General features: G+C 43.9%; 26 protein-coding genes, 2 tRNA genes, 1 other RNA gene and 1 pseudogene. 16 read left to right on the top strand and 14 right to left on the bottom strand.

The features are described 5' to 3' along the window. Positions 1-249 precede the first annotated feature (249 nt). The 4 genes from BGI33_RS13400 to BGI33_RS04860 all read left to right on the top strand — a co-directional run bounded on the left by BGI33_RS13400 (position 250) and on the right by BGI33_RS04860 (position 2,587). Positions 250-504 (top strand): hypothetical protein, encoded by a 255-nt coding sequence (locus BGI33_RS13400; RefSeq protein ID WP_218965135.1) that lies wholly within the window; start codon positions 250-252, stop codon positions 502-504. Then, positions 501-812, top strand: coding sequence for a hypothetical protein (locus tag BGI33_RS13395; RefSeq protein WP_218965134.1), 312 nt, complete (start codon positions 501-503; stop codon positions 810-812). Before BGI33_RS13400 ends, BGI33_RS13395 begins: the two co-directional genes overlap by 4 nt. Before the next feature lie 407 nt (positions 813-1,219). Further along, on the top strand, positions 1,220-1,447 hold the full coding sequence (locus BGI33_RS04865; protein ID WP_100090191.1) for a tetratricopeptide repeat protein: 228 nt from the start codon (positions 1,220-1,222) through the stop codon (positions 1,445-1,447). Between the two features lie 57 nt (positions 1,448-1,504). Continuing rightward, complete coding sequence (locus tag BGI33_RS04860; RefSeq protein WP_100090190.1) at positions 1,505-2,587, top strand: IS481 family transposase; 1,083 nt, start codon at positions 1,505-1,507, stop codon at positions 2,585-2,587. 136 nt (positions 2,588-2,723) lie between these two features. Here the strand turns inward: BGI33_RS04860 and trpE are convergent, their stop codons facing one another. Together trpE and recA are read right to left on the bottom strand one after the other, a co-directional pair. After that, positions 2,724-4,199 carry an anthranilate synthase component I gene (gene trpE / locus BGI33_RS04855; protein ID WP_100090198.1) on the bottom strand — a complete coding sequence of 492 codons (1,476 nt, stop codon included), beginning with the start codon at positions 4,197-4,199 and terminating at the stop codon, positions 2,724-2,726. Positions 4,200-4,543: 344 nt separating this feature from the next. Next, a complete protein-coding gene (recA, locus tag BGI33_RS04850) occupies positions 4,544-5,593 on the bottom strand; it encodes a recombinase RecA (protein WP_100090189.1) in 1,050 nt (349 codons plus the stop codon). A gap of 430 nt (positions 5,594-6,023) precedes the next feature. On the opposite strand from recA, the pseudogene BGI33_RS04845 reads away from it, so the two are divergent. The 3 genes and pseudogenes from BGI33_RS04845 to BGI33_RS04835 form a co-directional block, all read left to right on the top strand. Beyond that, positions 6,024-7,257: pseudogene (locus BGI33_RS04845) on the top strand (DEAD/DEAH box helicase); the annotation flags it as partial. A gap of 286 nt (positions 7,258-7,543) precedes the next feature. After that, positions 7,544-7,641, top strand: an RNA gene (ffs, locus tag BGI33_RS04840) — signal recognition particle sRNA small type. Positions 7,642-7,770: 129 nt separating this feature from the next. After that, positions 7,771-8,487, top strand: coding sequence for an SIMPL domain-containing protein (locus tag BGI33_RS04835; RefSeq protein ID WP_100090187.1), 717 nt, complete (start codon positions 7,771-7,773; stop codon positions 8,485-8,487). A gap of 98 nt (positions 8,488-8,585) precedes the next feature. On the opposite strand, the gene BGI33_RS04830 is transcribed toward BGI33_RS04835, so the two are convergent. Together BGI33_RS04830 and BGI33_RS04825 are read right to left on the bottom strand one after the other, a co-directional pair. Beyond that, positions 8,586-8,660, bottom strand: a tRNA-Glu gene (locus tag BGI33_RS04830). Positions 8,661-8,667: 7 nt separating this feature from the next. Continuing rightward, positions 8,668-8,744, bottom strand: a tRNA-Arg gene (locus BGI33_RS04825). A gap of 225 nt (positions 8,745-8,969) precedes the next feature. Between BGI33_RS04825 and BGI33_RS04820 the strand changes: the two genes are divergently transcribed. Then, the gene (locus BGI33_RS04820; protein WP_180297096.1) at positions 8,970-10,391 is read left to right on the top strand and encodes a 3'-5' exonuclease; all 1,422 of its coding nucleotides are present in this window, start codon (positions 8,970-8,972) and stop codon (positions 10,389-10,391) included. Positions 10,392-10,468: 77 nt separating this feature from the next. Here BGI33_RS04820 and BGI33_RS04815 read toward each other — a convergent pair whose 3' ends face one another. The 3 genes from BGI33_RS04815 to thiL all read right to left on the bottom strand — a co-directional run bounded on the left by BGI33_RS04815 (position 10,469) and on the right by thiL (position 12,630). Beyond that, positions 10,469-11,011, bottom strand: a complete 543-nt coding sequence (locus tag BGI33_RS04815; protein WP_100090185.1) for a ZapG family protein — start codon at positions 11,009-11,011, stop codon at positions 10,469-10,471. 148 nt (positions 11,012-11,159) lie between these two features. Continuing rightward, on the bottom strand, positions 11,160-11,651 hold the full coding sequence (locus BGI33_RS04810; RefSeq protein WP_100090184.1) for a phosphatidylglycerophosphatase A family protein: 492 nt from the start codon (positions 11,649-11,651) through the stop codon (positions 11,160-11,162). A 13-nt stretch (positions 11,652-11,664) separates the two neighbouring features. Further along, positions 11,665-12,630, bottom strand: a complete 966-nt coding sequence (thiL, locus tag BGI33_RS04805; RefSeq protein WP_100090183.1) for a thiamine-phosphate kinase — start codon at positions 12,628-12,630, stop codon at positions 11,665-11,667. Positions 12,631-12,825: 195 nt separating this feature from the next. Between thiL and BGI33_RS13390 the strand changes: the two genes are divergently transcribed. The 5 genes from BGI33_RS13390 (at position 12,826) to BGI33_RS04785 (ending at position 15,658) form a co-directional block, all read left to right on the top strand. Then, a complete protein-coding gene (locus BGI33_RS13390) occupies positions 12,826-13,071 on the top strand; it encodes a hypothetical protein (RefSeq protein ID WP_218965133.1) in 246 nt (81 codons plus the stop codon). Positions 13,072-13,110: 39 nt separating this feature from the next. After that, entirely contained in the window at positions 13,111-14,241 is a 1,131-nt protein-coding gene (locus BGI33_RS04800; RefSeq protein WP_218965132.1) for a pyridoxal phosphate-dependent decarboxylase family protein, read from the top strand. A 232-nt stretch (positions 14,242-14,473) separates the two neighbouring features. Further along, positions 14,474-14,665: a hypothetical protein gene (locus BGI33_RS04795; RefSeq protein WP_100090182.1), complete on the top strand. Its 192-nt coding sequence runs from the start codon at positions 14,474-14,476 to the stop codon at positions 14,663-14,665. A gap of 136 nt (positions 14,666-14,801) precedes the next feature. Continuing rightward, entirely contained in the window at positions 14,802-15,014 is a 213-nt protein-coding gene (locus tag BGI33_RS12885; RefSeq protein WP_144235365.1) for a hypothetical protein, read from the top strand. A gap of 155 nt (positions 15,015-15,169) precedes the next feature. Beyond that, positions 15,170-15,658 (top strand): hypothetical protein, encoded by a 489-nt coding sequence (locus tag BGI33_RS04785; RefSeq protein ID WP_100090180.1) that lies wholly within the window; start codon positions 15,170-15,172, stop codon positions 15,656-15,658. A gap of 131 nt (positions 15,659-15,789) precedes the next feature. Here the strand turns inward: BGI33_RS04785 and BGI33_RS04780 are convergent, their stop codons facing one another. Beyond that, complete coding sequence (locus BGI33_RS04780; RefSeq protein WP_100090179.1) at positions 15,790-16,689, bottom strand: LysR family transcriptional regulator; 900 nt, start codon at positions 16,687-16,689, stop codon at positions 15,790-15,792. 19 nt (positions 16,690-16,708) lie between these two features. Then, the gene (gene cyaY / locus BGI33_RS04775) at positions 16,709-17,032 is read right to left on the bottom strand and encodes an iron donor protein CyaY (protein ID WP_100090178.1); all 324 of its coding nucleotides are present in this window, start codon (positions 17,030-17,032) and stop codon (positions 16,709-16,711) included. 131 nt (positions 17,033-17,163) lie between these two features. On the opposite strand from cyaY, the gene lptM reads away from it, so the two are divergent. The 3 genes from lptM to BGI33_RS04760 all read left to right on the top strand — a co-directional run bounded on the left by lptM (position 17,164) and on the right by BGI33_RS04760 (position 20,024). Then, on the top strand, positions 17,164-17,334 hold the full coding sequence (gene lptM, locus BGI33_RS04770) for an LPS translocon maturation chaperone LptM (protein ID WP_100090177.1): 171 nt from the start codon (positions 17,164-17,166) through the stop codon (positions 17,332-17,334). Beyond that, positions 17,327-18,553: a diaminopimelate decarboxylase gene (gene lysA, locus BGI33_RS04765; RefSeq protein WP_100090176.1), complete on the top strand. Its 1,227-nt coding sequence runs from the start codon at positions 17,327-17,329 to the stop codon at positions 18,551-18,553. The genes lptM and lysA overlap by 8 nt, the downstream gene beginning before the upstream one ends. Before the next feature lie 268 nt (positions 18,554-18,821). Beyond that, entirely contained in the window at positions 18,822-20,024 is a 1,203-nt protein-coding gene (locus BGI33_RS04760; protein ID WP_100090175.1) for an aminotransferase-like domain-containing protein, read from the top strand. A 347-nt stretch (positions 20,025-20,371) separates the two neighbouring features. Here BGI33_RS04760 and rpsJ read toward each other — a convergent pair whose 3' ends face one another. From rpsJ to rpsL, 5 genes are all read right to left on the bottom strand, one after another. Continuing rightward, complete coding sequence (gene rpsJ, locus BGI33_RS04755) at positions 20,372-20,683, bottom strand: 30S ribosomal protein S10 (protein WP_025329903.1); 312 nt, start codon at positions 20,681-20,683, stop codon at positions 20,372-20,374. Between the two features lie 17 nt (positions 20,684-20,700). After that, complete coding sequence (gene tuf, locus BGI33_RS04750; protein ID WP_100090166.1) at positions 20,701-21,891, bottom strand: elongation factor Tu; 1,191 nt, start codon at positions 21,889-21,891, stop codon at positions 20,701-20,703. 84 nt (positions 21,892-21,975) lie between these two features. After that, entirely contained in the window at positions 21,976-24,078 is a 2,103-nt protein-coding gene (gene fusA / locus BGI33_RS04745) for an elongation factor G (RefSeq protein WP_100090174.1), read from the bottom strand. A gap of 18 nt (positions 24,079-24,096) precedes the next feature. After that, positions 24,097-24,567 (bottom strand): 30S ribosomal protein S7, encoded by a 471-nt coding sequence (rpsG, locus tag BGI33_RS04740; RefSeq protein ID WP_100090173.1) that lies wholly within the window; start codon positions 24,565-24,567, stop codon positions 24,097-24,099. A gap of 92 nt (positions 24,568-24,659) precedes the next feature. Then, positions 24,660-25,031, bottom strand: coding sequence for a 30S ribosomal protein S12 (gene rpsL, locus BGI33_RS04735; RefSeq protein ID WP_025329900.1), 372 nt, complete (start codon positions 25,029-25,031; stop codon positions 24,660-24,662). Between the last annotated feature and the right edge of the window lie 97 nt (positions 25,032-25,128).

Below are 25,128 nucleotides of genomic sequence, written 5' to 3'. Positions count from 1 at the left end.
GGCAGGTTCTTACTGAATGATATTGCTTATGGTGATTTAACTACCCCCGTTTTAGGGATTGGTCAGGAAGGTGGGTAGATATCGTTTTGTCGTCGCTAAGCTGGTCGGATAAGTGGTGTGGCAATTGCGGGTTTTGCAGAAGCTGGCGCTAAAGGTGGTGGCACATTTTAGGAATGAGGATAATGTAAGGCAGGTACGGTACTGTTGACGGCCGTAGGTGATGCAGTGAAGCAGCATCAAGGCTAGAAGGTGATACAGAATGTGCTGGAATGGTGTGGTGGTGTAGCTCAGTATATGGCGCAGATGGTGGCTATTGCACAAGCTATTAATCCGCAAGTACAGATTGCCTGTACACGTAAATGTATTCCTGGCACTAAGTCGCTGGCTATTGCAGCAGTGGTTGATGGTGGCGGGATTTTGCATCGCGCCGGTCTAGCTGAATCGATTTTGCTGTTTGCCAATCATCGACATTTTTTTCAGAACCGGATAACTGGGCGGGAATGATGGCGCGCTTACGGCAGGCTGTGCCCGAAAAGAAAGTTATTGTAGAGGCAGATAATGTTGAAGAAGCGTTAGCAGCGTTGAAGGCACAGGCAGATATTGTGCAACTAGATAAATTTACACCGGAAGAATTTGTATGGGTATTGGCACAACGCCAAATGCTGGAACCTAAGAGTTTACTGTCGGCCGCTGGTGGAATTACGCTCTTAAATGTGGCAGATTACGCTCGTGCGGGCGCAGAACTACTGGTAACGTCTGCGCCCTACTATGCACCGCCCACGGATATTAAAGTATGGCTGGAACCAATTTAAATTTACTGTTGATTTCTGGTTTAAATTTTCTGGGTTATATAGCAATTTACTTGTTTATCTCAATTTGTTTTGTCATTGATGAATGCATTGATGGGTTATGCTGATACGTTTCCTGTTGATGAGACGATAATTCTAGATATTCCTGATACAGAATTTTTATTTTAAAAATTGATACTTAAATTTACTTAGGTGTAGGAGCAGGATGTTTTGAAGCGTTTTAATTTTATTGATAAAAAAGAAACTGGGTAGCAGAAACTCAAAAAATTATATATTAAATATATTTTTATATGACTTATTCGGAAAAAAGTGCTTTGTGCTCATAAACAGACACTACATCATTATTATGTTTTTAATAAAACAAATTTTTTAGAATAAAAATATAAGGATAATCCTGAAAAATATTATTAATGACATTACTTATCATGCTTTCAACATCCGTTTTTGCCGATGGTTGTGTATTTTTAGTGAGAGAAGAAAATTATGTAAAGGCTTTCCCACTTTGTAAACAAGAAGCAGAACAAGGTGATGCAAGAGCTCAATATAAATTAGGCAAAATGTATTTTGAAGGTCGTGGTATTAAAAAAAATAACTTATTAGCGAAAAAATATTTCAAGCAAGCATGTGATAAAGTGTAGTAGTCTTTATTTAATCTGACATTTAGTGTATTTTAAACCAATAATGGAGTGTCAGTAATGAATCAATCTGCAAAAATAATTAAACCAAAATTAGGTCTTTTAGAACTCGCTAAACAGTTAGGTAACGTTCAGCAAGCCTGTAAAGTTTTGGGATATAGTCGCGACAGCTATTATCGCTTCAAAAAACTCTATGAACAGGGCGGAGAATTAGCTCTTCAGGAAATAAGTCGCAAAAAACCTATAGAGAAAAATCGCGTAGAGCCTCATATTGAGCAGGCTGTCGTTAATATGGCTTATGAATTTCCTGCTTATGGGCAACATCGGGTAGCTAATCAGCTACGTCTGCAAGGAATAATGGTCTCTGGCAGCGGCGTACGTTCAATCTGGTTACGCCACGATTTAGAAAGCTTCAAAAAAAGGCTGATCGCTCTGGAAACAAAAGTAGCTCAGGAAGGGCTTGTGTTAACAGAAAGCCAGCTACAGGCTTTAGAGAAAGCAAAAGCAGCGCGAGAGGCACAAGGTGAAATTGAGACCCAGCATCCTGGTTACTTATGCGCACAAGATACATATTATGTTGGTCATATTAAAGGGATTGGGAAAATATACCAACAAACGTTTATTGATACCTATTCAAGACTGGCGTTTGCTAAAGTATATACGGAGAAAAACAGTTTAGTTGCTGCGGATATGCTCAATGATAAAGTGATACCATTTTTTGATAATGAGCAGGTAGCGCTTTTACGAATTCTGACGGATAGAGGAAGTGAGTATAACGGTCATAAAGAGCGTCATGCATACGAACTGTATCTGAATTTGGAGGATATAGAGCATACGAAAACAAAAGCTTACAGTCCGCAAACGAATGGTATATGTGAGCGGTTCCATAAGACGATGAAGACCGAGTGTTATGATATTATGTTTAGACGTAAAATATATACAGAACTGAAAGAGATACAACAAGATATTGAGCTTTGGCTAGAGTTTTACAATCGGGAAAGAGCACATTCAGGGAAATACTGTTATGGTAAGACACCTTGGCAAACTTGGGTAGAGACAAAAGGACTGGCTAAAGAAAAGCACCTAGAGAATTTATTTTACTCATCAGACAGTCATTGTATTAGAACGAATGCCGATGAGTAGGTGGTGTCTGTCAGATTAAGTTTAAGCTAGTACAGATAAAGGATCAAAAGATGGTTTTGATAATTATAAAAAGATGTGATTTTACTAATTTGTATTAAAGTCTGGAATGTTCTGCGGCTATATAAAAATTTATATATTATTTATCCAGACCTTGTTGCACCATATGTGCTGCTCTGATAACGGCTCTGGCTTTATTCTGAGTTTCCTGCCACTCCAGTTCTTCATCGGAATCAAACACGATCCCACCACCACTTTGTACATATAGGGTGTTATTTCGGATAACGCCGGTACGAATGGCAATACATAAATCCATATCACCGGAAAAACTTAGATAGCCTACAGCTCCGCCATAGATGCCTCGCTTGTTTGGTTCGAGCTCTTCGATAATTTCTAAAGCCCGTACTTTTGGGGCACCTGAAAGCGTACCTGCCGGAAAGGTGGCTGCCAGTACGTCCAGATTAGACATACCATCCTGTAATTCACCTTCTACATTGGACACCAGATGCATTACGTGGGAATAGCGTTCGATACTCATTTTATCGGTTACTTTTACCTGCCCTATTTTGCTCACACGCCCGACATCATTACGGCCGAGATCGATTAGCATTACGTGCTCGGCCACTTCTTTGGGGTCGTTAATCAGTTCTTGTGCCAATGCCTGATCTTGCTCAGGTGTTTGGCCACGTGGTCGGGTTCCGGCTATCGGACGCACGGTTACGCTGTTTTGTTCGCGCCGCACTAGAATTTCTGGAGAGGAGCCGACAACATGAAAGTCATCGAAGTGATAATAGAATAAATAAGGAGATGGATTCAGGGTGCGCAAAGCGCGGTACAGGCTGAGTGGATTATCATGAAATGGCATGCTCAGGCGCTGGCTGGGTACAACTTGCATGCAGTCGCCATTAAGGATGTATTCACGTACTCGTTTAACATAGTCTTTGTACTGCTCTTCGCCGGTTTCTGCAATGGGCTCAGTTTGTTTGCTGCCAAGTGACAGCGGCAGTTGTACGCTCTGGCGCAGGGCGGTACGCAGTTCATCCAGCCGTGCGCGTGCCTGCTGATAACCGTCTTTTTTACTGGTATCGGCATAAACAATCAGATAGATTTTTCCAGACAGATTATCGACCACAGCCAATTCTAATGAAAGCAGCAGAAAGATATCTGGCACACCGATGGGATTAGGTTTGTCTGCCTGTTTCAGGCGGTGAGCAATCTGCTCAAAATGATAGATGGTTTCATAACCGAAATAGCCAACCAGTCCACCGGTAAACCGGGGTAAGTCTGGGATATCCGGAGTTTTGTATCTGGCCTGAAATGCGTTAATAAATGCTAGCGGATTGCCCTGATGTTTTTCAACCAGCTGCGCGTGCTGATAAACCTCAGTGGTTTTACCAGATATTTTTAAATAGGTATCACAGGGCAGGCCAATAAAGGAGTATCGTCCAAAACGCTCACCGTTGACTACAGACTCAAGCAGGTAGCTGAATGGTTTATTCGCCAGTTTCAGGTAAAGCGATAAGGGCGTGTCCATGTCTGCCAGTACTTCTTGTACTAAGGGGATATGGGTATAGCCGGCGGCAGTTTGCTGCTGGTATTCAGCTAGGGTAATCATGATTTTTACTTGGTCTGTGTATTTATACGCTGTTTTGGATATGGAAATCTTTGAATTGCTGTTTTTCTGATTTATATCATAGCTTAATTCTGGGTTAAAAGCATTTTTGACTGGATAGGACAACTTAATTTATGGCACTAGGCGATATGAATTGTAGTGCTTTAAATAGATATATTTTTATATTCTGAAATCTGATACTGGGGGGATGTTTTGTCGGTGACATTTCTGGCCGAGCAAAAAATTTATTTTTATAGGACTATTTATGTGTAGTAGCCGAGCCAACTCACAGGTTGCTGTGGCTGGATAGTAAAAAGCTGCCTCTATCTGGGCAGCTTTTTACTAATTTACTCTTCAGCAGGCGCTTCGCCGTCAGTTTCATCCAGTTGCCCTTCGGTGTTCTGGGCGGTGATGCCAACTTTGTTGCGAATTTTAAGGTTAATTTCATTAGCAATTTCGGGATTATCTTTGAGCCATTGGCGCACATTGTCTTTACCCTGACCAATTTTGCTGCCATTGTAGCTATACCAAGCTCCAGCTTTTTCTACAATCCCCAGTTTCACGCCGATATCAATCAGTTCGCCTTCCCAGCTTATACCTTCGCCGTACAGGATATCAAATTCTGCCTGTTTGAACGGTGGGGCAACTTTGTTTTTGATAACTTTGACGCGGGTTTCGTTACCGAGAGCATCATCACCTTTTTTTATCTGACCAATCTTGCGGATGTCCAGACGAACGGATGAGTAGAATTTGAGGGCGTTACCACCGGTAGTGGTCTCGGGATTGCCAAACATCACGCCAATTTTCATGCGAATCTGGTTAATAAAGATAACCAGTGTATTGGTTTTTTTGATGTTGCCGGTCAGTTTGCGCAATGCCTGACTCATCAGACGCGCCTGTAAACCTACATGGCTGTCTCCCATTTCGCCTTCGATTTCAGCTTTGGGTACCAGTGCAGCCACTGAATCAACCACTAGCATATCTACCCCACCACTGCGTACCAGCATGTCGCAGATTTCCAGTGCCTGTTCGCCGGTATCAGGCTGGGACACCAGAAGTTCTTCGACTTTTACACCCAGCTTGCGTGCATAGATGGGGTCGAAAGCATTTTCGGCATCAATAAAGGCACATACGCCACCACCCTTCTGACATTGGGCAATAGCTTCCAGACATAAGGTGGTTTTACCGGAAGATTCGGGGCCATAAATCTCTACGATACGGCCACGGGGTAAACCACCTACGCCCAGAGCCAAGTCCAGCCCGAGTGAACCTGTAGAGATGACTTCAAGGTTTTCGTCGGTATGGCTACCATCCATCTTCATGATGGAACCTTTACCAAAACTTTTTTCTATCTGCGCCAGTGCCGCAGCCAGTGCTTTGCTTTTTTCATCTGACATGATGCTGTGCTCGCTTACTATGTAATTAACTTTAATAAATCAATTATCGCATAAGCCTATGGCCAGGTGTTTAGCAAAAGTTTAGTTATACTATCTATTTGAATTTTACAATTTTGTTATCTGCTAGTAAGGGGATAAATGCCCAGCTGTAGCTAGCTATGGATGACTATAATTATTTCTTCTAGATGATTATTTTACGAATTTTTATTTATTTTTAGGTAGATAACAGCCAAGTTTATAACGCATTGATAAAGATGATACACTATTGTTTCACATAAGTGACTAAATTGTTGCTGTGACCATAACGTGATGGTTTGTATCTATTGTTATGGCACTCTTCTTAAAAATGTTGACACTTGAACAGTCATCAATTCTATCGAATTCGTAACAGTTGCATGTCATTGCAAGCTGCAACTGGAGGTTGTCTAATATGAATGCTTTTGCCAATCTGGGTTTATCTCAGGAAATTGTCTCTGCGCTGACAGATCAGGGTTATCAGGAACCGACACCGATTCAGCATGCAGCCATTCCAAAAGCTTTGGCGGGTATGGATTTACTTGCTGCGGCGCAAACTGGTACAGGAAAAACCGCAGCCTTTATGTTGCCCAGTCTGGAAAGGCTGAAACGTTATGCTAACAGTAGTACTTCACCAGCCATGCACCCGGTACGTATGCTGGTGTTGACGCCAACGCGTGAGCTGGCTGACCAGATTGACCAGAATGTACAGGGTTATCTGAAAAATCTTTCTTTACGCCAGACGGTATTGTTCGGCGGTATGAATATGGAACTTCAGAAGCAGGATTTGCGTCAGGGCTGCGAGATTGTTATTGCTACGGTAGGACGTCTGCTTGACCATGTACAACAAAAGAATATCCAGCTGAATAAGGTGGAGATTGTGGTTCTGGATGAGGCCGACCGCATGTTGGATATGGGTTTTATTGATGATATCCGCAAAATCATGCAAATGCTGCCACCACAACGTCAAACGCTGCTGTTTTCAGCAACTTTTGCGCCGGCAATCCAGAGATTGGCTCAGGATTTTATGCGTAATCCGGAAGAAATTCAGGTTACGGCACAAAATACGACTTCTGCCAATGTGGAACAGCATATTATTGCTCTGGATAGCGGGCGCAAGCGTTCATTGTTACAGCGACTGATTAGCGACCTGAACATGAATCAGGTAATTGTGTTTTGTAATACCAAGCAAAGTGTCGATCAGGTTAACCGGGAATTAAACCGTCGTGGTATCAGTGCTCAGGCAATTCACGGTGATAAATCACAGCAAACCCGCCTGGAAACGCTGGCACAGTTTAAGGAAGGCAGTCTGCGTGTTCTGGTTGCTACTGATGTGGCTGCACGTGGTCTGGATATTGCCGAACTTCCATTTGTAATTAATTATGAACTGCCGCTGAATGCGGAAGATTATGTACATCGTATTGGTCGTACTGGCCGGGCTGGTGCTGAAGGTGTGGCCATTTCACTGATGGATGAGCAGGAGCAGAAAGTATTTAATGCCATTAAGGATTTAACCGGAAATGAATTGCTGATTGAGCGGATTGAGGGTTTTGAACCACACTGGTGGGAACAGACACCGGCAGAAAATAAAGCCTCACAGGCTTCATCAGTTAAGGTTGAGCGCGATGCACCGCGTCAGCGCGAACGTGTAGCCAAACCTAATCTGAATAACACCAATAAAGTACAGGACAATAAGGAAGTTGTGGTTCCCTGCCAGCAGATTCCGGGACGTGCGCGCCGTTTTAGCCGCCACAATCATCCGCAATGTGCCTTGCTACAGCCAAATTATGGTGCACGTAAAACTAAAATCCGTATTTAGTTCGAATGTATAGTTCTTTGAAATAATTATATTTTTAATAGAATCATTTTTTATTCACCAGTAAATTGCGAAAAAATTTGGGAATTAATACAACTATCGGTATAATACGCTGCTGTGGCGGGTCTCCCCGCATGGTTATTTAGGACAACGGGTCAGGTGCGGAAGCAAGCAGCCCATCTTAAAGCGACCAGTGCCGGGGGTTTGGCTCGCCACCCTCATCTCAGACTTTCTTCTTTTTCTGTCTTCTGTTGTTCATATTTTCTCTTGTTTATCAATTAATTGTTGTATTCATTCTAATGCTTTGCTAATCTGTTTTAATCAGATTACGACAAGAGTTTATCCAATGAATATACGTCTTTTCTCGTATGTGATCTCTGTATTGCTGTCTGTCAGTTCTTTTAATTGTCTGGCAGAAGGATTGAATTATGGCATAGTTGAGTTAAGCGCACAGGCTACACAAACTGTTGCTCGTGATGAAATGGTGCTGATGTTAAAAATTCAGCAGCAGGGAACCAATAGGCAACAAGTCAGCAATACTGTTACCACACGCCTGAATCAAGTTCTGGCTACGGCACGCCGGCATGATGATTTTAATACAACGCAATTGACACGCACGGCTGAACCGAAATTTGAGTATCAGAAAGATAAACGCATAGATAATGGCTGGCAGGACAGTGCGCTACTACAAGTTAAAAGCACGAATTTATCTGCGCTGAACAAGTTTGCTGCTGATGTTCAGAATCTGGCTGTTATTGTTGCTATTAATTATCAGGTAGCGGATACTACGCTGCAAAATTATGAAGCAAAGCTAACGCGGCAGGCTATTGCACGTTTTCAGCAACGTGCGGTGCAAATTGCTCACGAACTGGGCGGACATGACTACAAAGTGGTGAGTATGAGTTTGGGTAGCAGTCAGGATGCGCAGAATTATGGTGCTTATGCGGCGCCGGTGATGTTAAGTCGTGCGGCAGACACTGCTCCGGTTCAGGATATTGCTGCGGGTGAAACTCAGTTAACGTTAAGCATTAACGGCAAGATTCAGGTAACAGGATTACCGTGATAAGATTCTGCAATCAGCTTAAATTTTATATTGCGCTGAAACCAATCAGGAGATAAAAGAAAAAGCCAGTTCTGCTGAACTGGCTTTTTCTTATTTACTGGCACGCCCACGGGGAATCGAACCCCGGTTACCGCCGTGAAAGGGCGATGTCCTAACCGCTAGACGATGGGCGCGGAAATCTGGTGCACCCGGAGCGATTCGAACGCCCGACCCTCTGGTTCGTAGCCAGATACTCTATCCAACTGAGCTACGGGTGCGTGAAAGATGTGCAGTATAGGTAACATTGGCATCGCTGTCAATACCAGTCATATCCAAAAATTAGCAATAATAAGCAATATATTGTTTTAGCAATAAATAATTTTGGCATTAATCTGTCTGGCCAGATGCCCAAGGTTTTGCCAATATTACTGGCATGGCAGATTGACTGTGTAGCAAGACATTTTGGTATAAAATGGCAACTCTTTTGCGTTTTTGTTTGCGTCATGAGTATTGTTGCTAATAATGACGCCGCTGCATTTGCCGAGCTGGCAGCGGTTCTGTTTACGCTGCCCTTGCCTGTTGCCATTGTTGATCTTGAAACCACTGGTGGCCACTTTGAGCACGACCGGATTACCGAAATTGCTATTGTGCGCTTTCATCATGGGAATATCAGTCGTCATCAATGGCTGCTGAATCCGCAACAGCCCATTAGCGATTTTATTACCCAGCTAACCGGCATCAGCAATGAAATGGTGCAAAATGCACCTAATTTCGCTGATATTGCCGGAGAACTGTTGCCGTTGTTACGTGGGCACCTGCTGGTAGCTCATAATAGTCGCTTTGATTATACTTTTCTGCGCCATGCTTTCGCGCGCTGCCATATTAGCTTTGCTGCACCAACTCTGGATACTGTACCCTTTTCACGCAAATTATATCCACAACACTTTAAACATAATCTGGATAGCATTATTGAGCGTTTTACGATTAGTATTGCCGCTATCGAACGTCATCGCGCAATGGGAGATGTACTGGCACTAACAGAATTTCTGCAATGCAGTTTACATGAGAAGACTGCTCCTGTTTGGTTGGCACAATGGCAGGCACTCATTAAACCAGGTTATTTGCCGGCATGGCTCAAACCTGAATTACGCCAGCATTTATATGCTTTACCAGACAGCCCGGGTTTGGTTCTGTGGCAACAAGAGCGACATGAGGCAACAGTAATGATGGTACTGGAACGGGCATTTACTGATACCTGCACGCTATTACAGAATAAAAATGTGCAAAGGCAGTGGCAACAAACCTGTGCTATTGATTTTGTTCCGGCTAACAGCATTTTGCATGCCTTATGGCTGCAAGGTCATTATCAACTGCAACAACAGGCACAACCATATTCTGACGAAACAGTTACATCAGCCAAATGGTATACAGTTTCTTTTGTTGCCAACCATCATGGCCAGCTACAGGCTCGGATTATTACGCTCAAGGAGGGTATTCTGTCACAACCTCCTTATGGGTTATTTATGCATCCACGTGCCGCCAAGCGGGCACTGGCCGACTGGGCTCGCCGTTATGGCTTATGTCCGGCAGTTCTGGATATCACTCCCCAGAGTCTTGGCCGCAATGAACCCTGCCCGAATCAGGCAGCGGGAATATGTGACGGCAACTGTCGCCTGGATGCAGCTACACAGAAACAGAATGAGCGGGTATTACAATATGCGCCGTTATTACCTGTTTGTGACTGGGGCAGATGGCATCAGTTGCAGCTTACTGAAATCGAAGCAATAACAGCAACAGAAGTTGTCTTAGAAGCACAGGCCGGCTGTATACGACTGGATGAACAGCACTGGTACTTCCACCCCCTTTTACCAAAGCTACTGAAGCAGCGGCTGAAAAAACCGGCCAATATCGTATTTGTGCGTTGAGGGTGATAAAAATATCAGGCTGTGACAGTAATACCGTCACAGCCTGATAGCATGGATAACATTTGAAGAAACGGTGCTCAGGATTTACTCTGCTGTAAATCCTCGCCTTTGGCTTCTATTACATTGTCATGTGCTACATGCTTGGGCTGAGTAAGCTGTTCATGTGCATGTCCAACATTTCGTCCAATGCGGTCAGGCACCTGATCCGGCATACCATTAATCGGTATGACTGCGGCTTCGGTGACATCAGTATAAGGTACAGACGAATCATCGGTTTGTGGATTTTTATTATCAGACTGCGTCATAAATGCCAGAGTAACGCTTTTGTTGCCACGTTTCTGCAACTGCTCCTGCATGGCTGTTTTGTCCATTAACTGCTGTGCATCAACGTTCAGTTGCTGTAATACTTTCAGGTAACTGCGATTCAATTCATCTATAGCACCCGCAGTATCAATAAAATGTTTGTCTACCTGCTGGCGATAGTTATCAAAACTGGCTTTCACTGTCTGATACTGCTGGCGCTGTTTACCGCCACGCAAAAATAACCACATCAAACCAAGTCCAAGCAACAGTCCGATTACTGCAGCAATTGACACATATAACCAAAGCTGACTATTCATGCTGTTTCCTTTTCCCAATCAATATTTCATTTATTATCATCAACGGCTATGACTATAACAGCCGTAGCTAAAGCATAGCATATCTTAATTCTAACTGCTTACTGGCTAAAAATTTAGCTGTTTAACTGTTTTCAATGCTCCTGCCTGATTAAACCAGCAGATATACAGCCAGCAATAACACCAGCAGGCTGAACAGAGCTGCAATCAAATCGTCCAGCATAATACCAAAACCGCCGTGGATACGCGCATCAAACCAGCGGATAGGCCAAGGTTTCACTGCATCAAAGAACCGGAAAACCGCAAAGCCAGCCCCCCACCACATCCAATTCGTTGGTATACAGAATAAAATCAGCATCATGGCAGCAATCTCGTCCCAGACAATGCCGCCATAATCCTGCCGGTGTAATGCTTTTTCGGTGTAATCACAAATAAAAATACCCACCAGAAACAAGAGCACTGCCAATACAATGTTGTACCAGAAAGGTAAATCCAGCAGCAGCCAGCATGCCGCCAGTGGAATGGCCGGCAATGTGCCGAATGTACCGGGTGCTTTTGGTGCCAGCCCCGTACCAAAGCCAAAGCCTAGCCAGCAGACAGGATGCTTACATAGCCAGCGCCATGTGGGCGTAACTGGTGTCATTGTTGTTTCAGTATTAGCCAAAATGATCAAATCCTTGTTGTTGTAGTTGTATCACGTTACCGGCATGATCATGTAAATGTAATTGAGTGCCTGCGGTAATAACGCCGATACGGGTTACAGGCGTACAGGTTCTCTCGGCAGCGGCTATGATTGCCTCACGTTGCGCTGGTGCGGCAGTAAACACCAGCTCATAATCATCACCACCGGCTAACAGCCAATGTCTGAGCTGCGCCGGGGTGAGTGCGTGCTGCTCTTGTAACGCTGTCAGTGTAGGAATTAAATCTGCATTAATTTCTGCCCCGACTTTACTGGCTTTAAGAATATGGCCGATATCTTGCGCCAGACCATCAGATATATCCTGTGCTGCATGTGCCAGAGACAATAGTTCCTGTCCTAAAGCTACACGCGGTTCTGGGCGCAGTCGTCTCTCTTCACACTGCGCAAATACCGTTGCAGGTAAGGTAGCTTTATTCCAGTGCATATCCAGAGCAGCCGCAGCCAATCCAAGCAGGCCAGACACCCAGATATCATCACCCATCTGTGCTGCATCACGCCGTAAAGCCTGCTGGCATGGGGTTTCGCCAATAATATTAACATTAAATACCCAGTTGCCTTTGGTGGTATCCCCACCAATCAGTGTTACACCAAAACGTGCGGCAAATGCAAACAAAGCATCACAAAACGCTGCTAACCAGTCTTTATTTAGTTCAGGCAACGCCACACTGAGTAAAGCCCAGCGTGGGCTGGCACCCATGGCTGCCATATCCGACAGATTGACAGCCAGTACCTTATGCGCCAGATCTGCTGGTGCAACATCCGGAAAAAAATGTGTTCCGCCTATCAGCATATCAGTACTGAAATGCAAATCATAGCCACTACGAGGCCGTATGATAGCTGCATCATCACCAATACCCAGAATAAGTTGCTTATCCTGCTGCTGACGATGCAGGTATTGACGAATAAAATCAAATTCATTCACGATAGACAGGCTTTAGAATACAAATCAGATTTTAATTTTAAGGTGTCTGCTTGAATCTTTCCAGAAAAGTCTATTACTATGACCAAGCAGATTTATATGGTTTTATCCAAAAATTTTATTGGTTAAGTTTTAAATTACTTCAATAATTAAAAAGTTATCTAATCAATTCACAACAAATTTATATAATTGAGAAATATGAATAAAATATTAAAAAACGACTTAACTACTATCGATGAGCTGCTAGAAAATATTTTTAATCAATCTATCGATTTTCTAAACAACCTCGACAGTATTCCAACATGTTGTCGATTAACTCAGCCACATCAATATAGTTTGCAGCAATTAGACCTACCCAGCCAAGGCCACGGCGGATTAGAGGCCTTAAATCAATTTAATACTCAGTTTAAAGAGCTTATTGTCGCTTCCAGCGGCCCCAGATAGTGGGGTTTTGTTACCGGCGGCAGTACACCAGCGGCCATAATGGGCGATATTCTGGCCACTATTTACGATCAGAATACTCAGGCTATCAATGGCGAGGGTGATGTATCTGCCCGTATTGAAACTCAGACAACTGACTTATTACTGGATTTATTCAATCTACCAAGAACATTTACCGGCGGATTTGTCACCGGTACGACCATGGCAAATTTTTCTGCGCTGGCAGTGGCCAGACAGTGGTTTGGCGCGCAGCTTGAACAGGATATTGCTGCTGATGGTCTGACAAACCTCTCCCTGCCAGTTATCTCGGCTACACCTCATTCATCCGTATTAAAATCATTGGCAATGCTCGGTTTAGGCAGAAATAACCTGATTACCATTCCTACTCTTTCAAATCAGCGCGAAGCCATTGATGCAGCCAAATTAAAACTATTTATTGAAGATAATTTCAAGCACCAACCATTTATTCTTGTTTTAAATGCGGGCACAGCTAATACTGCTGATTTTGATGCTATTGCGGAAGTTATGGAGTTGAAACACATCTATAATTGCTGGATTCATATTGATGCAGCCTTTGGTGCATTTGCCGCCTGCTCTTCACAATATCAGTATTTACTCAATGGCTGGGAAATGGCCGATAGCATTGCCATAGATTGTCATAAATGGTTAAACGTACCTTACGAAAATGCCTGCTTTTTCACGCGAAAGGAACATTTCAAATTACAGTTTAATCAGTTTAAAAATAGCAACGTTCCTTATCTGGAAAATCAACTGGAAAATTTTAATTTCATGAACATTTTGCCAGAAAATTCCAGAAGACTAAAAGCGTTACCGGTGTTATTCAGCCTGTTGGCCTATGGTAGAGAAGGGTATCGGTATATTGTGGATAACTCTATTGAGCTGGCACACGAATTTGGCAACTATATACGTGAAAGCAGTTATTTTGAATTATTGGCTGAGGTACGTTTAAATATTGTCTGCTTCAAAGTTACCGCAGCATGCGATACCGCTGAATTTCTGCAAAAATTAAATAAAACTGGCCTTGTATTTATGACACCAACCACTTTTAACCATGAAAAAGGCATACGTGCGGCATTTGTGAACTGGCGTACTACCGCAGAGGATATAAAGTTGGTGTGCTCAGTATGTGAAACTCTTGTTAATACTAAATAATATCTAGTCGTAGAATATAGTTTTTTATAATTTTTATTAGCATAAATAAACAACTAAACCAACCATCATTGAAGAGAGCTAAAAAGCCAGAATAATTCAATGCTCATCCATTCTGATATTTTCTATTTAAAGCGCTATATCAGCTATACATAATATTCTTATTCTGGCGGTCAGATCACCTGACAGTCTGACATGGGCACACCTGCTGGCCAAGGCAGGCTATCGGGTAAATATGGCTGAAAGCTTAGGCTACGCATTAAGCCGTTTTAGCAGATATACATGCACTTATACCCGTCTGCCCCCACCAAAACAACAGACTAAACAGTGGCTGATACAATTGCTGGTACACCAGAAAATTGATACTGTCATTTCAAATTACGAAGCGGTGTTTTATCTGGCTTCTGCCAATGCGCTTATTCAGTAGGTTTACCCCTGCCAGCTCTTTACTAGCCCTACTTACTATTAACGCAACTACATCACAAAGGCTTTTTTGCCCTGCTTACGCAAAACTAGGCCGGCTGCTGCTCCCAAAACGATTTTGCTAACTAATCAAACCGAGTTTGCAGCATTTTTTAAATGATAAGCAATGGGTATTTAAAGCATCGTATTCGCGCTTTGCCACCCGTACCCTGATCTGTCCACTGACTATTGAATACAGCCAAATCCATGCAATCCGACAACAACCTTGGGTGGCACTGCAATATATGCAGGGTAAAGAATATTGTAGCTACAGCATTATCCGGCATAGTCAGCTTGTTGCCCATAGCTGCTAACACCCTAAATACCGCGTCGGCCAAGGTGCCGGCATTTATCTTGATTCGGTACACAAAATAAACATTCGCCAGTTCGTTGAACACTTTGCTGCATAAACCCACTACATGGTCAGGTAAAATTTGATTTCATCAAAGATTCAGCAGGCAAAATATACGTGCTTGCATGTAATGCACCCGCCACCAGCGGTATTCATTTTCTGGAGCGGCTACCCCAAACAGCACAAACAATCATTGCGCACGCAGCCCTACAGGCAGATACCGATTTACCGAAAAACCAGCTCGAACTGGAGCATCGGCAACCGATTATGCATAATGTAACCACTGGTTTTATCAAGTTTTACAGTCTGCGCCCTATGAATTATCAATTAAACAATTTTGCCGCTTATCCGGCTACAGAACACTCAGCCTCCAAACCTCCGTTAAGCGCCTTTGTTGGCATTGTCCGGCATGATAATCTGTTTGGTACCCCGCTATTTGGATATAACCTTGAGCGTCCGCTCAAGAAAAGACTATATTGTCGCCTGACGTTAAAAGTTTCTTTAGAAGCAGAATTGCATCAGGGCAACGTACACCGTAATAGCGGCATTGGTAATTTTAAAGCATTGCGGGAGGCGCAGTCGTACATTGAATATGCAGCTTTGTAGATGCAACATTCACCGGCCTATCATCAGGCGATATTTAAAGCACTAGCCAAAACCATTAATACCTTTATCACTCCTTATGCCGCCAAAAATCAGTTATAGCACTTAACAGCAACGCCTTTATTATTTTAGCATTAAGGCAATAGCCCACTGAGTTCACCAAGAAACCAATTTACCCTCGGATCTGGTGTCGGACGGGTTAGCGCAAAATAATTCACAATATTGGTTGCCTGCTGAGTCAGCAAAGGTACCAGTACGCCGCTGCGCACATAAGGCTCGGCCACTTCTTCCGATAACAGGCCAAGATGACTGCCAGCCAGAATAAACAGCAGCGTCGCCTGTTGCTTATGTGCCACTGCGGTTGTATTACCGTTCAACAAAGCATTTCCTTCTTGTTGACGGGCATAAGTGCGTTTTACCCATTGATAGTCTTCAGCCAGTAAATTCAGGGTTAAATCTTTAACCTTGGCTGCCGGATGCGAAGCATGGCAATAAATATACTCACGTTCCTCAAATACCAGCTGATACTGTAAATTTTTCAGCAAGCTGTAATAATAACCAATACCAAAATCCATCTGATTATTGGCAATAGCAATTTCAATATCCTGTGGTGCACAGATATCTATCGACAGCCGTAATTCCGGATAATGCTGATAGGCACTGGCAATAACCTGATTGAGAACACGTTGGAAATCCGTTGAGAGATACTCAACCAGTCCAATGCGCAACGTACCAGATAATACCGAACGATGCCATTTAATATTCTGCACTTCACGGTGAAATTCATTAGTGGCCTGTAACAATAAAGTACAGGCTTCGTATAACTGATGTCCCGCCTTAGTCAAGGCAAAACCGGAACGACCACGCCGGCACAGAATCACCCCCAGACTTTCCTCAAGATGAGCCAGATGAGTGCTGATGGCCGATTGCGACATATTCAGCCGCTTCTGTGCCGCAGTCACACCCTGACATTCCACAATAGCCACAAAAGCCTGTAATGCTTTTAAATCATGCTTAATCAAGGTGTGTAACATAATTGCCCCTTAGCAAAAATCAGTTTAATACCGGAATTTGTACCTCATCACCACAGGCGGCAGATAATACCTGATTCAATACCGCAAAAAACTCACTGCCGTCCCGTGCTGAAAGCCATTGCCCATGCTGGCAGGCAAAATGATAGCCACCACTTTTCGCCGCTATCCATAATTCCTGAGTAGCAGCGTGGCGGTTAACAATAATCTGCTCTCCACTATCAGCCTCTACCGTGAGCACATTCCCACTGGCTTCACAATCCAGATTCCAGCCACCGGCATCGATACTCTCTTCAATGTGGCCAAACAGATCATCGCTATACTGTAAAAATTCACTTTCGGTCATTTCGCTTACCGTAACTCTACAATTTATTACATTCAAACTGTTATCTTGCCATATAATATGTCTAAATCCTAGTTTTATCCGCTATGGCAGTCTCACTACACCTGCCATTTACACCATAGAGAGCCAGATTAATGCTTCGTTTTTTATTTTTAGGTGTACTTGCAGCCAGCTTCCTGTCTGCCTGTGGTTATAAAGGTGACCTGTATCTGCCCAAGGAAGGCGATAAAGCCAAATATGGCGTAGTACAAACCGGCCTCACCATCGACCCGATTGACCAGAAAAATCTACCCAAACATGACTGATTCTCTCAAATGTGAACAAGTACCCTATTCTGCTCTAGCCGCTGAATATGGCACCCCACTCTACGTTTACAGCCAGCAGGCAATGGCTGCTGCCCTCAACCAGTATCAGCAAGCTTTTGCCTCTTTACAGCCGCTGATATGTTATGCAGTCAAGGCCAACAGCAATTTATCCATTCTGCGTTACTTCGCTCAGCTTGGGTGTGGCTTCGACATTGTTTCCGGTGGTGAACTGCAACGGGTATTACTCGCAGGTGGTGATGCAGGCAAAACCATCTTTTCCGGCGTAGGTAAAAGTAAAGCTGAAATTGAATTTGCTCTGAATAACAATATTCGCTGTTTTAACGTTGAATCATTAGCTGAACTGGAACGTATTAATACTATTGCTGCCGGCCTAGATAAAATCGCACCGATATCATTACGTATCAATCCAGACGTTAACGCTCATACCCATCCGTATATTTCTACCGGATTAAAGGCAAATAAATTCGGTATTGCCTATCAGGATGCCTTAGCAGCCTATCAACTGGCCACCACACTGCCCCATTTAAAAATTACCGGAATTGACTGCCATATCGGTTCACAGTTAACCGATTTATCCCCCTTAATTGAAGCACTGGAACGCATGTTGCTGCTGGTAGACAAACTGGCCGAACAAAATATTGAGTTAGAACATATTGATTTAGGTGGCGGCGTAGGTATTGTTTATCAGAACGAGAATGTGCCGGATTTAGCTGCCTATGCAACAGCAGTCAGCAGATTGCTATCCGGACGCAAGTTGCAGTTAATGCTGGAGCCCGGACGCAGCCTGATAGGTAATGCCGGTGGATTGCTCACCACAGTTGAATACATCAAGCAAGGTGAAGAAAAGAACTTTGTTATTGTCGATGCAGCCATGAATGATTTGATGCGTCCTTCGTTGTATCAGGCCTATCACAACATTCTTAATACCTGCCCGACAACAGCAGATGAATTTGTTGCTGATGTGGTGGGGCCAATCTGTGAAACCGGTGATTTTCTGGCCAAAGACCGCACCATTTCTGCTCAAGCCGGCGATTTATTGCTGATTCAAAGTGCCGGTGCTTATGCTTCCAGTATGGCCAGCAATTACAATACCCGCTGCCGTGGCGCCGAAGTATTGGTTAATGGTACAGAACATCACCTGATTCGCCAACGCGAAACTGTACCCGATCTGCTGGCTAGCGAAATAGCCTGCCTGTAAATATTGTCTGATTAGCTCAAATGCACAACAATATGTAGCGTATTTGCCTAAATTTCTGCCGATACGCTACTATTTCTCTGTTTAGCTTCATAATCAAATTTCCCACCCATTACAAATATTGCTGCTGATAAGATGACTTACAGCAATGCAGATCATTTGACGCACCCCTCATCCTAACTATTGTTAATATTCACCATTTAAATAATAATAAATAACAGCTAAACTTAAACGCTAAAATAAGCATATCATCATCTAAGAAAGTTAATTTATGCACTGGAAATATTCCCGTCGTGTGCAAATTTCAAAAAGCTCAACCATCCGAGAAATCCTGAAAGTCACCGAACAAGCTGATATGATTTCATTTGCTGGCGGCTTACCGGCACCAGATGCATTCCCACTTGCAGAAATTCAGACAGCCGTTAATACCGTATTGGAGAGCGATGACATCTACGGCGCTCTGCAATATGGACCAACGGAAGGCTATGGCCCACTACGTCAATGGATTGCCAATTATTTGTCTAACCGCGATCAAGTCTCAATCAGCGCAGATGAAATTCTGATTGTGACCGGTTCACAGCAGGCACTTGATCTGATAGGTAAAGCTTTGATCGATGTCAACGATAAAGTACTGGTCGAAACACCAACTTATCTGGGTGCATTACAATCTTTTAATCAGTACTGTCCAGAGTATGTAGCCATTGCCAGTGATAATGAAGGCTTAATTCCTGAATCTATCAATGATGAAGTGGCAAGCTCGGCGAAGTTCCTATACTGCATTCCCAATTTCCAAAACCCTACCGGACGGCGTTTGCCCGTACAGCGGCGGCAGGCTTTAACTGCAAAAGCAAAACAGAACGGCTTAGTACTGATTGAAGATGATCCTTATGGCGATCTGGATTATCAAGGCCAGCGACTGCCCGGTCTGTATACTTTGGCACCGGAAAACACTGTCTATTTAGGTTCATTCTCAAAAATTTTAACCCCTGGTTTGCGTTTGGGTTATGTAGTTGCTAACAAACAATTTATCGGCAAATTGGTACAACTGAAGCAGGCTTCCGATTTACATACACCTAGCCTAACGCAATACATCGCTTATCAGATTTTGAGCAAAAACAATTTTCTCAGCTATCACATTCCGAAAATCCGTCAACTTTACAGCACACGCTGTCAGTATATGTTGCAGTCATTAGCACAATATATGCCTAAAGAAGTTAGCTGGAATCAACCTGAAGGCGGTATGTTCATCTGGGTTGAATTACCGGAAAACATCAATGCTACTGAGTTGCTAAGCGAGGCCATCAACCAAAAAGTAGTATTCGTTCCCGGTGAAACTTTCTTTGCTTATACTGAAAAAAATAATTGCTTGCGGCTGGCTTTTGTTACCGTTCCGGAAGAAAAAATTAACAAGGGAATTAAAATACTGGCAGATATCATTAAGCATCGAATGCATCTTCAGCAAGAAAAATTGTGAAGATTTAAACAGAACGATAGTGAACTTGTTCATATACCGGCCAATACCTGATTAGTATTGGCCTTTTTGTTTATATAAATCCAATTACTTATCACTAATTTAAGCGTTACCAATCGAGCAAAGTCAAACTATTCATCGTTAGAAACATTAGCTTGCAATTAAGACTGATTAAAGCAGGCCGGCCATTCGGTCATGGCGGATGTTCGAAAATTAAATATTTTATTTTAAATCAAAAAAATTGATTCGATTATTAAAAATATTGTCCATAAATTTAGACGATTTCTTGCTGCAATTAAATAAAAAACGGACTGATTAATATCAAGTCCGTTTTTTTAGCGTTCAATTAATTATTGAACTTTGATTTCTACATCGACACCAGCAGGCAAGTCCAGTTTCATCAATGCATCGGTGGTTTTATCAGTCCAGTCGATAATGTCCATCAGACGCAAATGAGTGCGGATTTCCAACTGTTCACGTGAAGTTTTATTCACGTGTGGAGAACGCAGCAGGTTGAAACGTTCAATTTTAGTCGGCAAAGGAATCGGGCCTTTTACCACAGCGCCAGTACGTTTGGCAGTGTCCACGATTTCCTGAGCAGAACGGTCAATCAAAGCGTAGTCATAAGCTTTCAGGCGAATACGGATTTTCTGGTTTTTCATATCTATATTCTTCCTGATTAAGCGATAACTTTAGCAACCACACCGGCACCAACTGTACGGCCACCTTCACGAATTGCAAAGCGCAAGCCTTCTTCCATCGCAATCGGGTGAATCAATTCTACATCGATGGTTACGTTTTCACCTGGCATTACCATTTCCACGCCCTCTGCCAGACTTACTGCTCCTGTTACGTCAGTAGTACGGAAATAGAATTGTGGGCGGTAGTTTGCGAAGAATGGAGTATGACGACCACCTTCTTCTTTGCTCAATACGTAAACTTCTGCTTTGAATTTGGTGTGCGGAGTGATGCTGCCCGGTTTTGCCAATACCTGACCACGTTCTACTTCTTCACGTTTGGTACCACGCAACAATACACCTACGTTGTCACCTGCCTGACCTTGATCCAGCAATTTGCGGAACATTTCCACACCGGTACAGGTGGTTTTTTGGGTCTCTTTCAGACCTACGATTTCAATTTCGTCGCCTACATTGATTACACCACGTTCTACACGGCCAGTAACCACGGTACCACGACCTGAAATTGAGAATACGTCTTCAATCGGCAACAGGAATGGTTTGTCTACTGCACGTTCTGGAGTAGGAATGTAGCTGTCTAATGCATCTGCCAAAGCCATGATTGAAGCTTCACCGATATCAGAAGTATCACCTTCCAGTGCTTTCAGTGCAGAACCTTTAATCAATGGAATGTCGTCACCAGGGAATTCGTAGCTAGATAGCAGATCACGGATTTCCATTTCTACCAGTTCCAGCAACTCTTCGTCGTCTACCATGTCGCATTTGTTCATGTAAACGATGATGTAAGGTACGCCTACCTGACGAGCCAGCAGGATGTGCTCACGAGTTTGTGGCATTGGGCCGTCAGCAGCAGAAACCACCAGAATGGCGCCGTCCATCTGTGCAGCACCGGTAATCATGTTTTTCACGTAGTCAGCGTGTCCCGGGCAGTCAACGTGTGCATAGTGACGCTCTGCGGTTTCGTATTCTACGTGTGAAGTATTAATGGTAATACCACGGGCTTTTTCTTCCGGGGCATTGTCAATCTGATCGTAGGCTTTCGCTGCACCACCAAATTTTTTGGACAGAATGGTACAAATTGCAGCGGTCAGTGTGGTTTTACCATGGTCAACGTGACCGATGGTGCCAACGTTTACGTGCGGTTTGCTCCGCTCGAATTTTTCTTTAGCCATGAGCTAAGTTTCCTTGAATAAAGATCAATTAAAGAACGATGATAACCTGAAAGCACAGATACTTTCAGGTTATCGGTAAATAAGTTAGCCTTTACGGGCAGCAATAACCTGCTCGGCTACATTATTTGGTGCTTCTGCGTATTTCTTGAATTCCATGGAATAGGTAGCACGACCCTGAGTAGCAGAACGCAGATCGGTTGAATAACCGAACATTTCTGCCAGAGGTACCTCGGCGCGAACTTTCTTGCCACCGATACCATCATCGTCCATACCCAGCACGATGCCACGACGACGGTTCAGGTCGCCCATTACATCGCCCATGTAGTCTTCCGGTGTTTCCACTTCAACCGCCATGATTGGCTCCAGCAATACTGGAGAAGCTTTGCGCATACCGTCTTTGAATGCCATGGAACCGGCCAGTTCAAACGCGATTTGCGAAGAGTCTACATCATGGTAGGAACCAAAAGTCAAACGTACACGGATATCTACTACCGGATAGCCGGCCAGAATACCGTTGGTCATGGTATCGCGGATACCTTTGTCCACAGACGGAATGAATTCGCGTGGAATCACACCACCCTTAATTTCGTCGATGAATTCGTAGTTCACACCACCTGGTTCCAGAGGTTCCATAGTGATAACCACGTGACCATACTGACCTTTACCGCCAGACTGTTTCACGTATTTGGCTTCGGATTCCACTGATTTGCGGATGGTTTCACGATAAGCTACCTGTGGTGCACCCACATTGGCTTCTACGCCAAATTCGCGTTTCATGCGGTCTACAATAATTTCCAGATGCAATTCACCCATACCGGAAATAATGGTTTGACCAGATTCTTCGTCAGTTTTCACACGGAAAGACGGGTCTTCTTTAGCCAAACGGTTCAAAGCCAAGCCCATTTTTTCCTGGTCAGCTTTGGTTTTTGGTTCAACAGCAACGTGAATCACTGGTTCTGGGAATTCCATGCGTTCCAGAATAATTGGCGCATCAGAATCACACAGAGTTTCACCAGTAGTCACATCTTTCAAACCAATCACAGCAGCGATGTCACCGGCACGTACTTCTTCGATTTCATCACGGTCATTGGCTTTCATCTGTACCAGACGACCAATACGTTCTTTGGTGCCTTTAACTGAGTTTACTACGGTGTCACCAGATTTCACCACGCCAGAGTACACGCGGATGAAAGTCAGCTGGCCAACGTATTTGTCGTTCATCAGTTTAAACGCCAAAGCGGAGAATTTCTCGTCATCGCTGGCTTTACGGCTGTCTTTTTCACCATCTGCTTTTTCACCAGCTACTGGCGGGATGTCTGTCGGGCTGGGCAGGTACTCAACCACAGCATCCAGCAGGCGCTGTACACCTTTGTTCTTAAAGGCAGAACCACACAATACCGGCTGAATTTCGCCAGCCAGTGTACGGGCACGCAGCGCAGCAACGATTTCTTCCTCGCTCAGCTCTTCGCCGCCAAGGTATTTTTCCATCAGTTCTTCGTTGGCTTCAGCAGCAGCTTCAACCATTTTTTCGCGCCATTCTGCAGCAACGTCTTTCAGATCGGCAGGAATGTCTGCATACTCAAATTTCAGACCCTGAGTTGCATCATCCCATACGATAGCCTGCATTTTCAGCAGATCTACCACGCCCTCGAAACCGTCTTCAGCACCTACAGGAATCACAATCGGTACTGGATTGGCACGCAGACGGGTTTGCATCTGTTCAACCACGCGGAAGAAGTTGGCACCCTGACGGTCCATTTTGTTTACAAAGGCCAGACGTGGCACTTTGTATTTATTGGCCTGACGCCATACAGTTTCAGACTGAGGCTGTACACCACCCACAGCACAGTAAACCATAACTGCACCGTCCAGTACACGCATAGAACGTTCTACCTCAACGGTAAAATCCACGTGTCCCGGGGTATCAATAATATTCAGGCGATGTTCTTTAAACTGGCCTGCCATACCTTTCCAGAAGGTGGTTACGGCAGCAGAAGTAATGGTAATACCGCGTTCCTGTTCCTGCTCCATCCAGTCGGTAGTGGCCGCACCGTCATGAACTTCACCCAATTTGTGGGTCATGCCGGTGTAAAACAGAATACGTTCTGAAGTGGTGGTTTTACCAGCATCAATGTGTGCAGAAATACCGATATTACGGTATTGTTCAATAGGAGTTTTACGAGCCACAATAATTGCCTTTCTGCATTAGAAGCGGAAGTGAGAGAAGGCCTTGTTGGCTTCAGCCATGCGATGTACTTCCTCACGTTTTTTCAATGCACCGCCGCGGCCTTCTGCCGCATCAATTAATTCACCTGCCAGACGCAAATCCATGGATTTCTCACCGCGTTTACGAGCTGCATCGCGTACCCAGCGCATGGCCAGAGCCAGACGGCGGGTAGAACGAACCTCAACAGGAACTTGATAGTTTGCACCACCAACACGACGGCTTTTTACTTCTACAACCGGTTTGGCATTGGCAATAGCTTCGTTAAACACTTCAATGGCTTCTTTGCCGGTTTTTTTAGCAATCTGTTCTAAAGCACCATATACAATGCGTTCAGCAACAGATTTTTTACCGTCAATCATCAGCACATTCATGAATTTGGATAATTCGATACTGCCGAATTTCGGATCTGGCAATATGTCACGTTTTGGGACTTCTCTACGTCTTGGCATTTCAATTTCCTTAAACTATTCAGCTGGGCATTGCCCACGAATATTTATGTAAATATTCACTTACTCGACAGTTATTCTGCCGATGCGTCCACTTATTTAGGACGTTTAGCACCGTATTTAGAACGGGACTGTTTACGGTCTTTCACACCAGCGGTGTCCAAAGAACCACGAACAGTGTGATAACGCACACCTGGCAAGTCTTTTACACGACCGCCGCGAATCAGCACTACGCTGTGTTCCTGCAAGTTGTGGCCTTCACCGCCGATATATGAAATCACTTCATAACCGTTGGTCAGACGCACTTTGCACACTTTACGCAAAGCTGAGTTAGGTTTTTTCGGGGTAGTAGTATATACACGGGTGCACACACCACGTTTTTGAGGGCAAGCCTCTAAAGCAGGTACTTTGTTGACGTAAACTGGAGCTTGACGTCCTTTGCGTACCAATTGGTTGATAGTAGGCATATTTTCTCTTTTATCCTGTTGAGTCAATACATGCCGACACCATGCCGGCAAAGTGTTCAATTTTAGCATTTCAAAACATTGCTGGTCAAGATAATCA

Source organism: Snodgrassella alvi (assembly GCF_002777425.1).
Lineage (GTDB): Bacteria > Pseudomonadota > Gammaproteobacteria > Burkholderiales > Neisseriaceae > Snodgrassella > Snodgrassella alvi_B.
The sequence above is the reverse complement of the archived record's forward strand: the minus strand, read 5'-3'. Positions and strand labels throughout refer to the sequence as shown.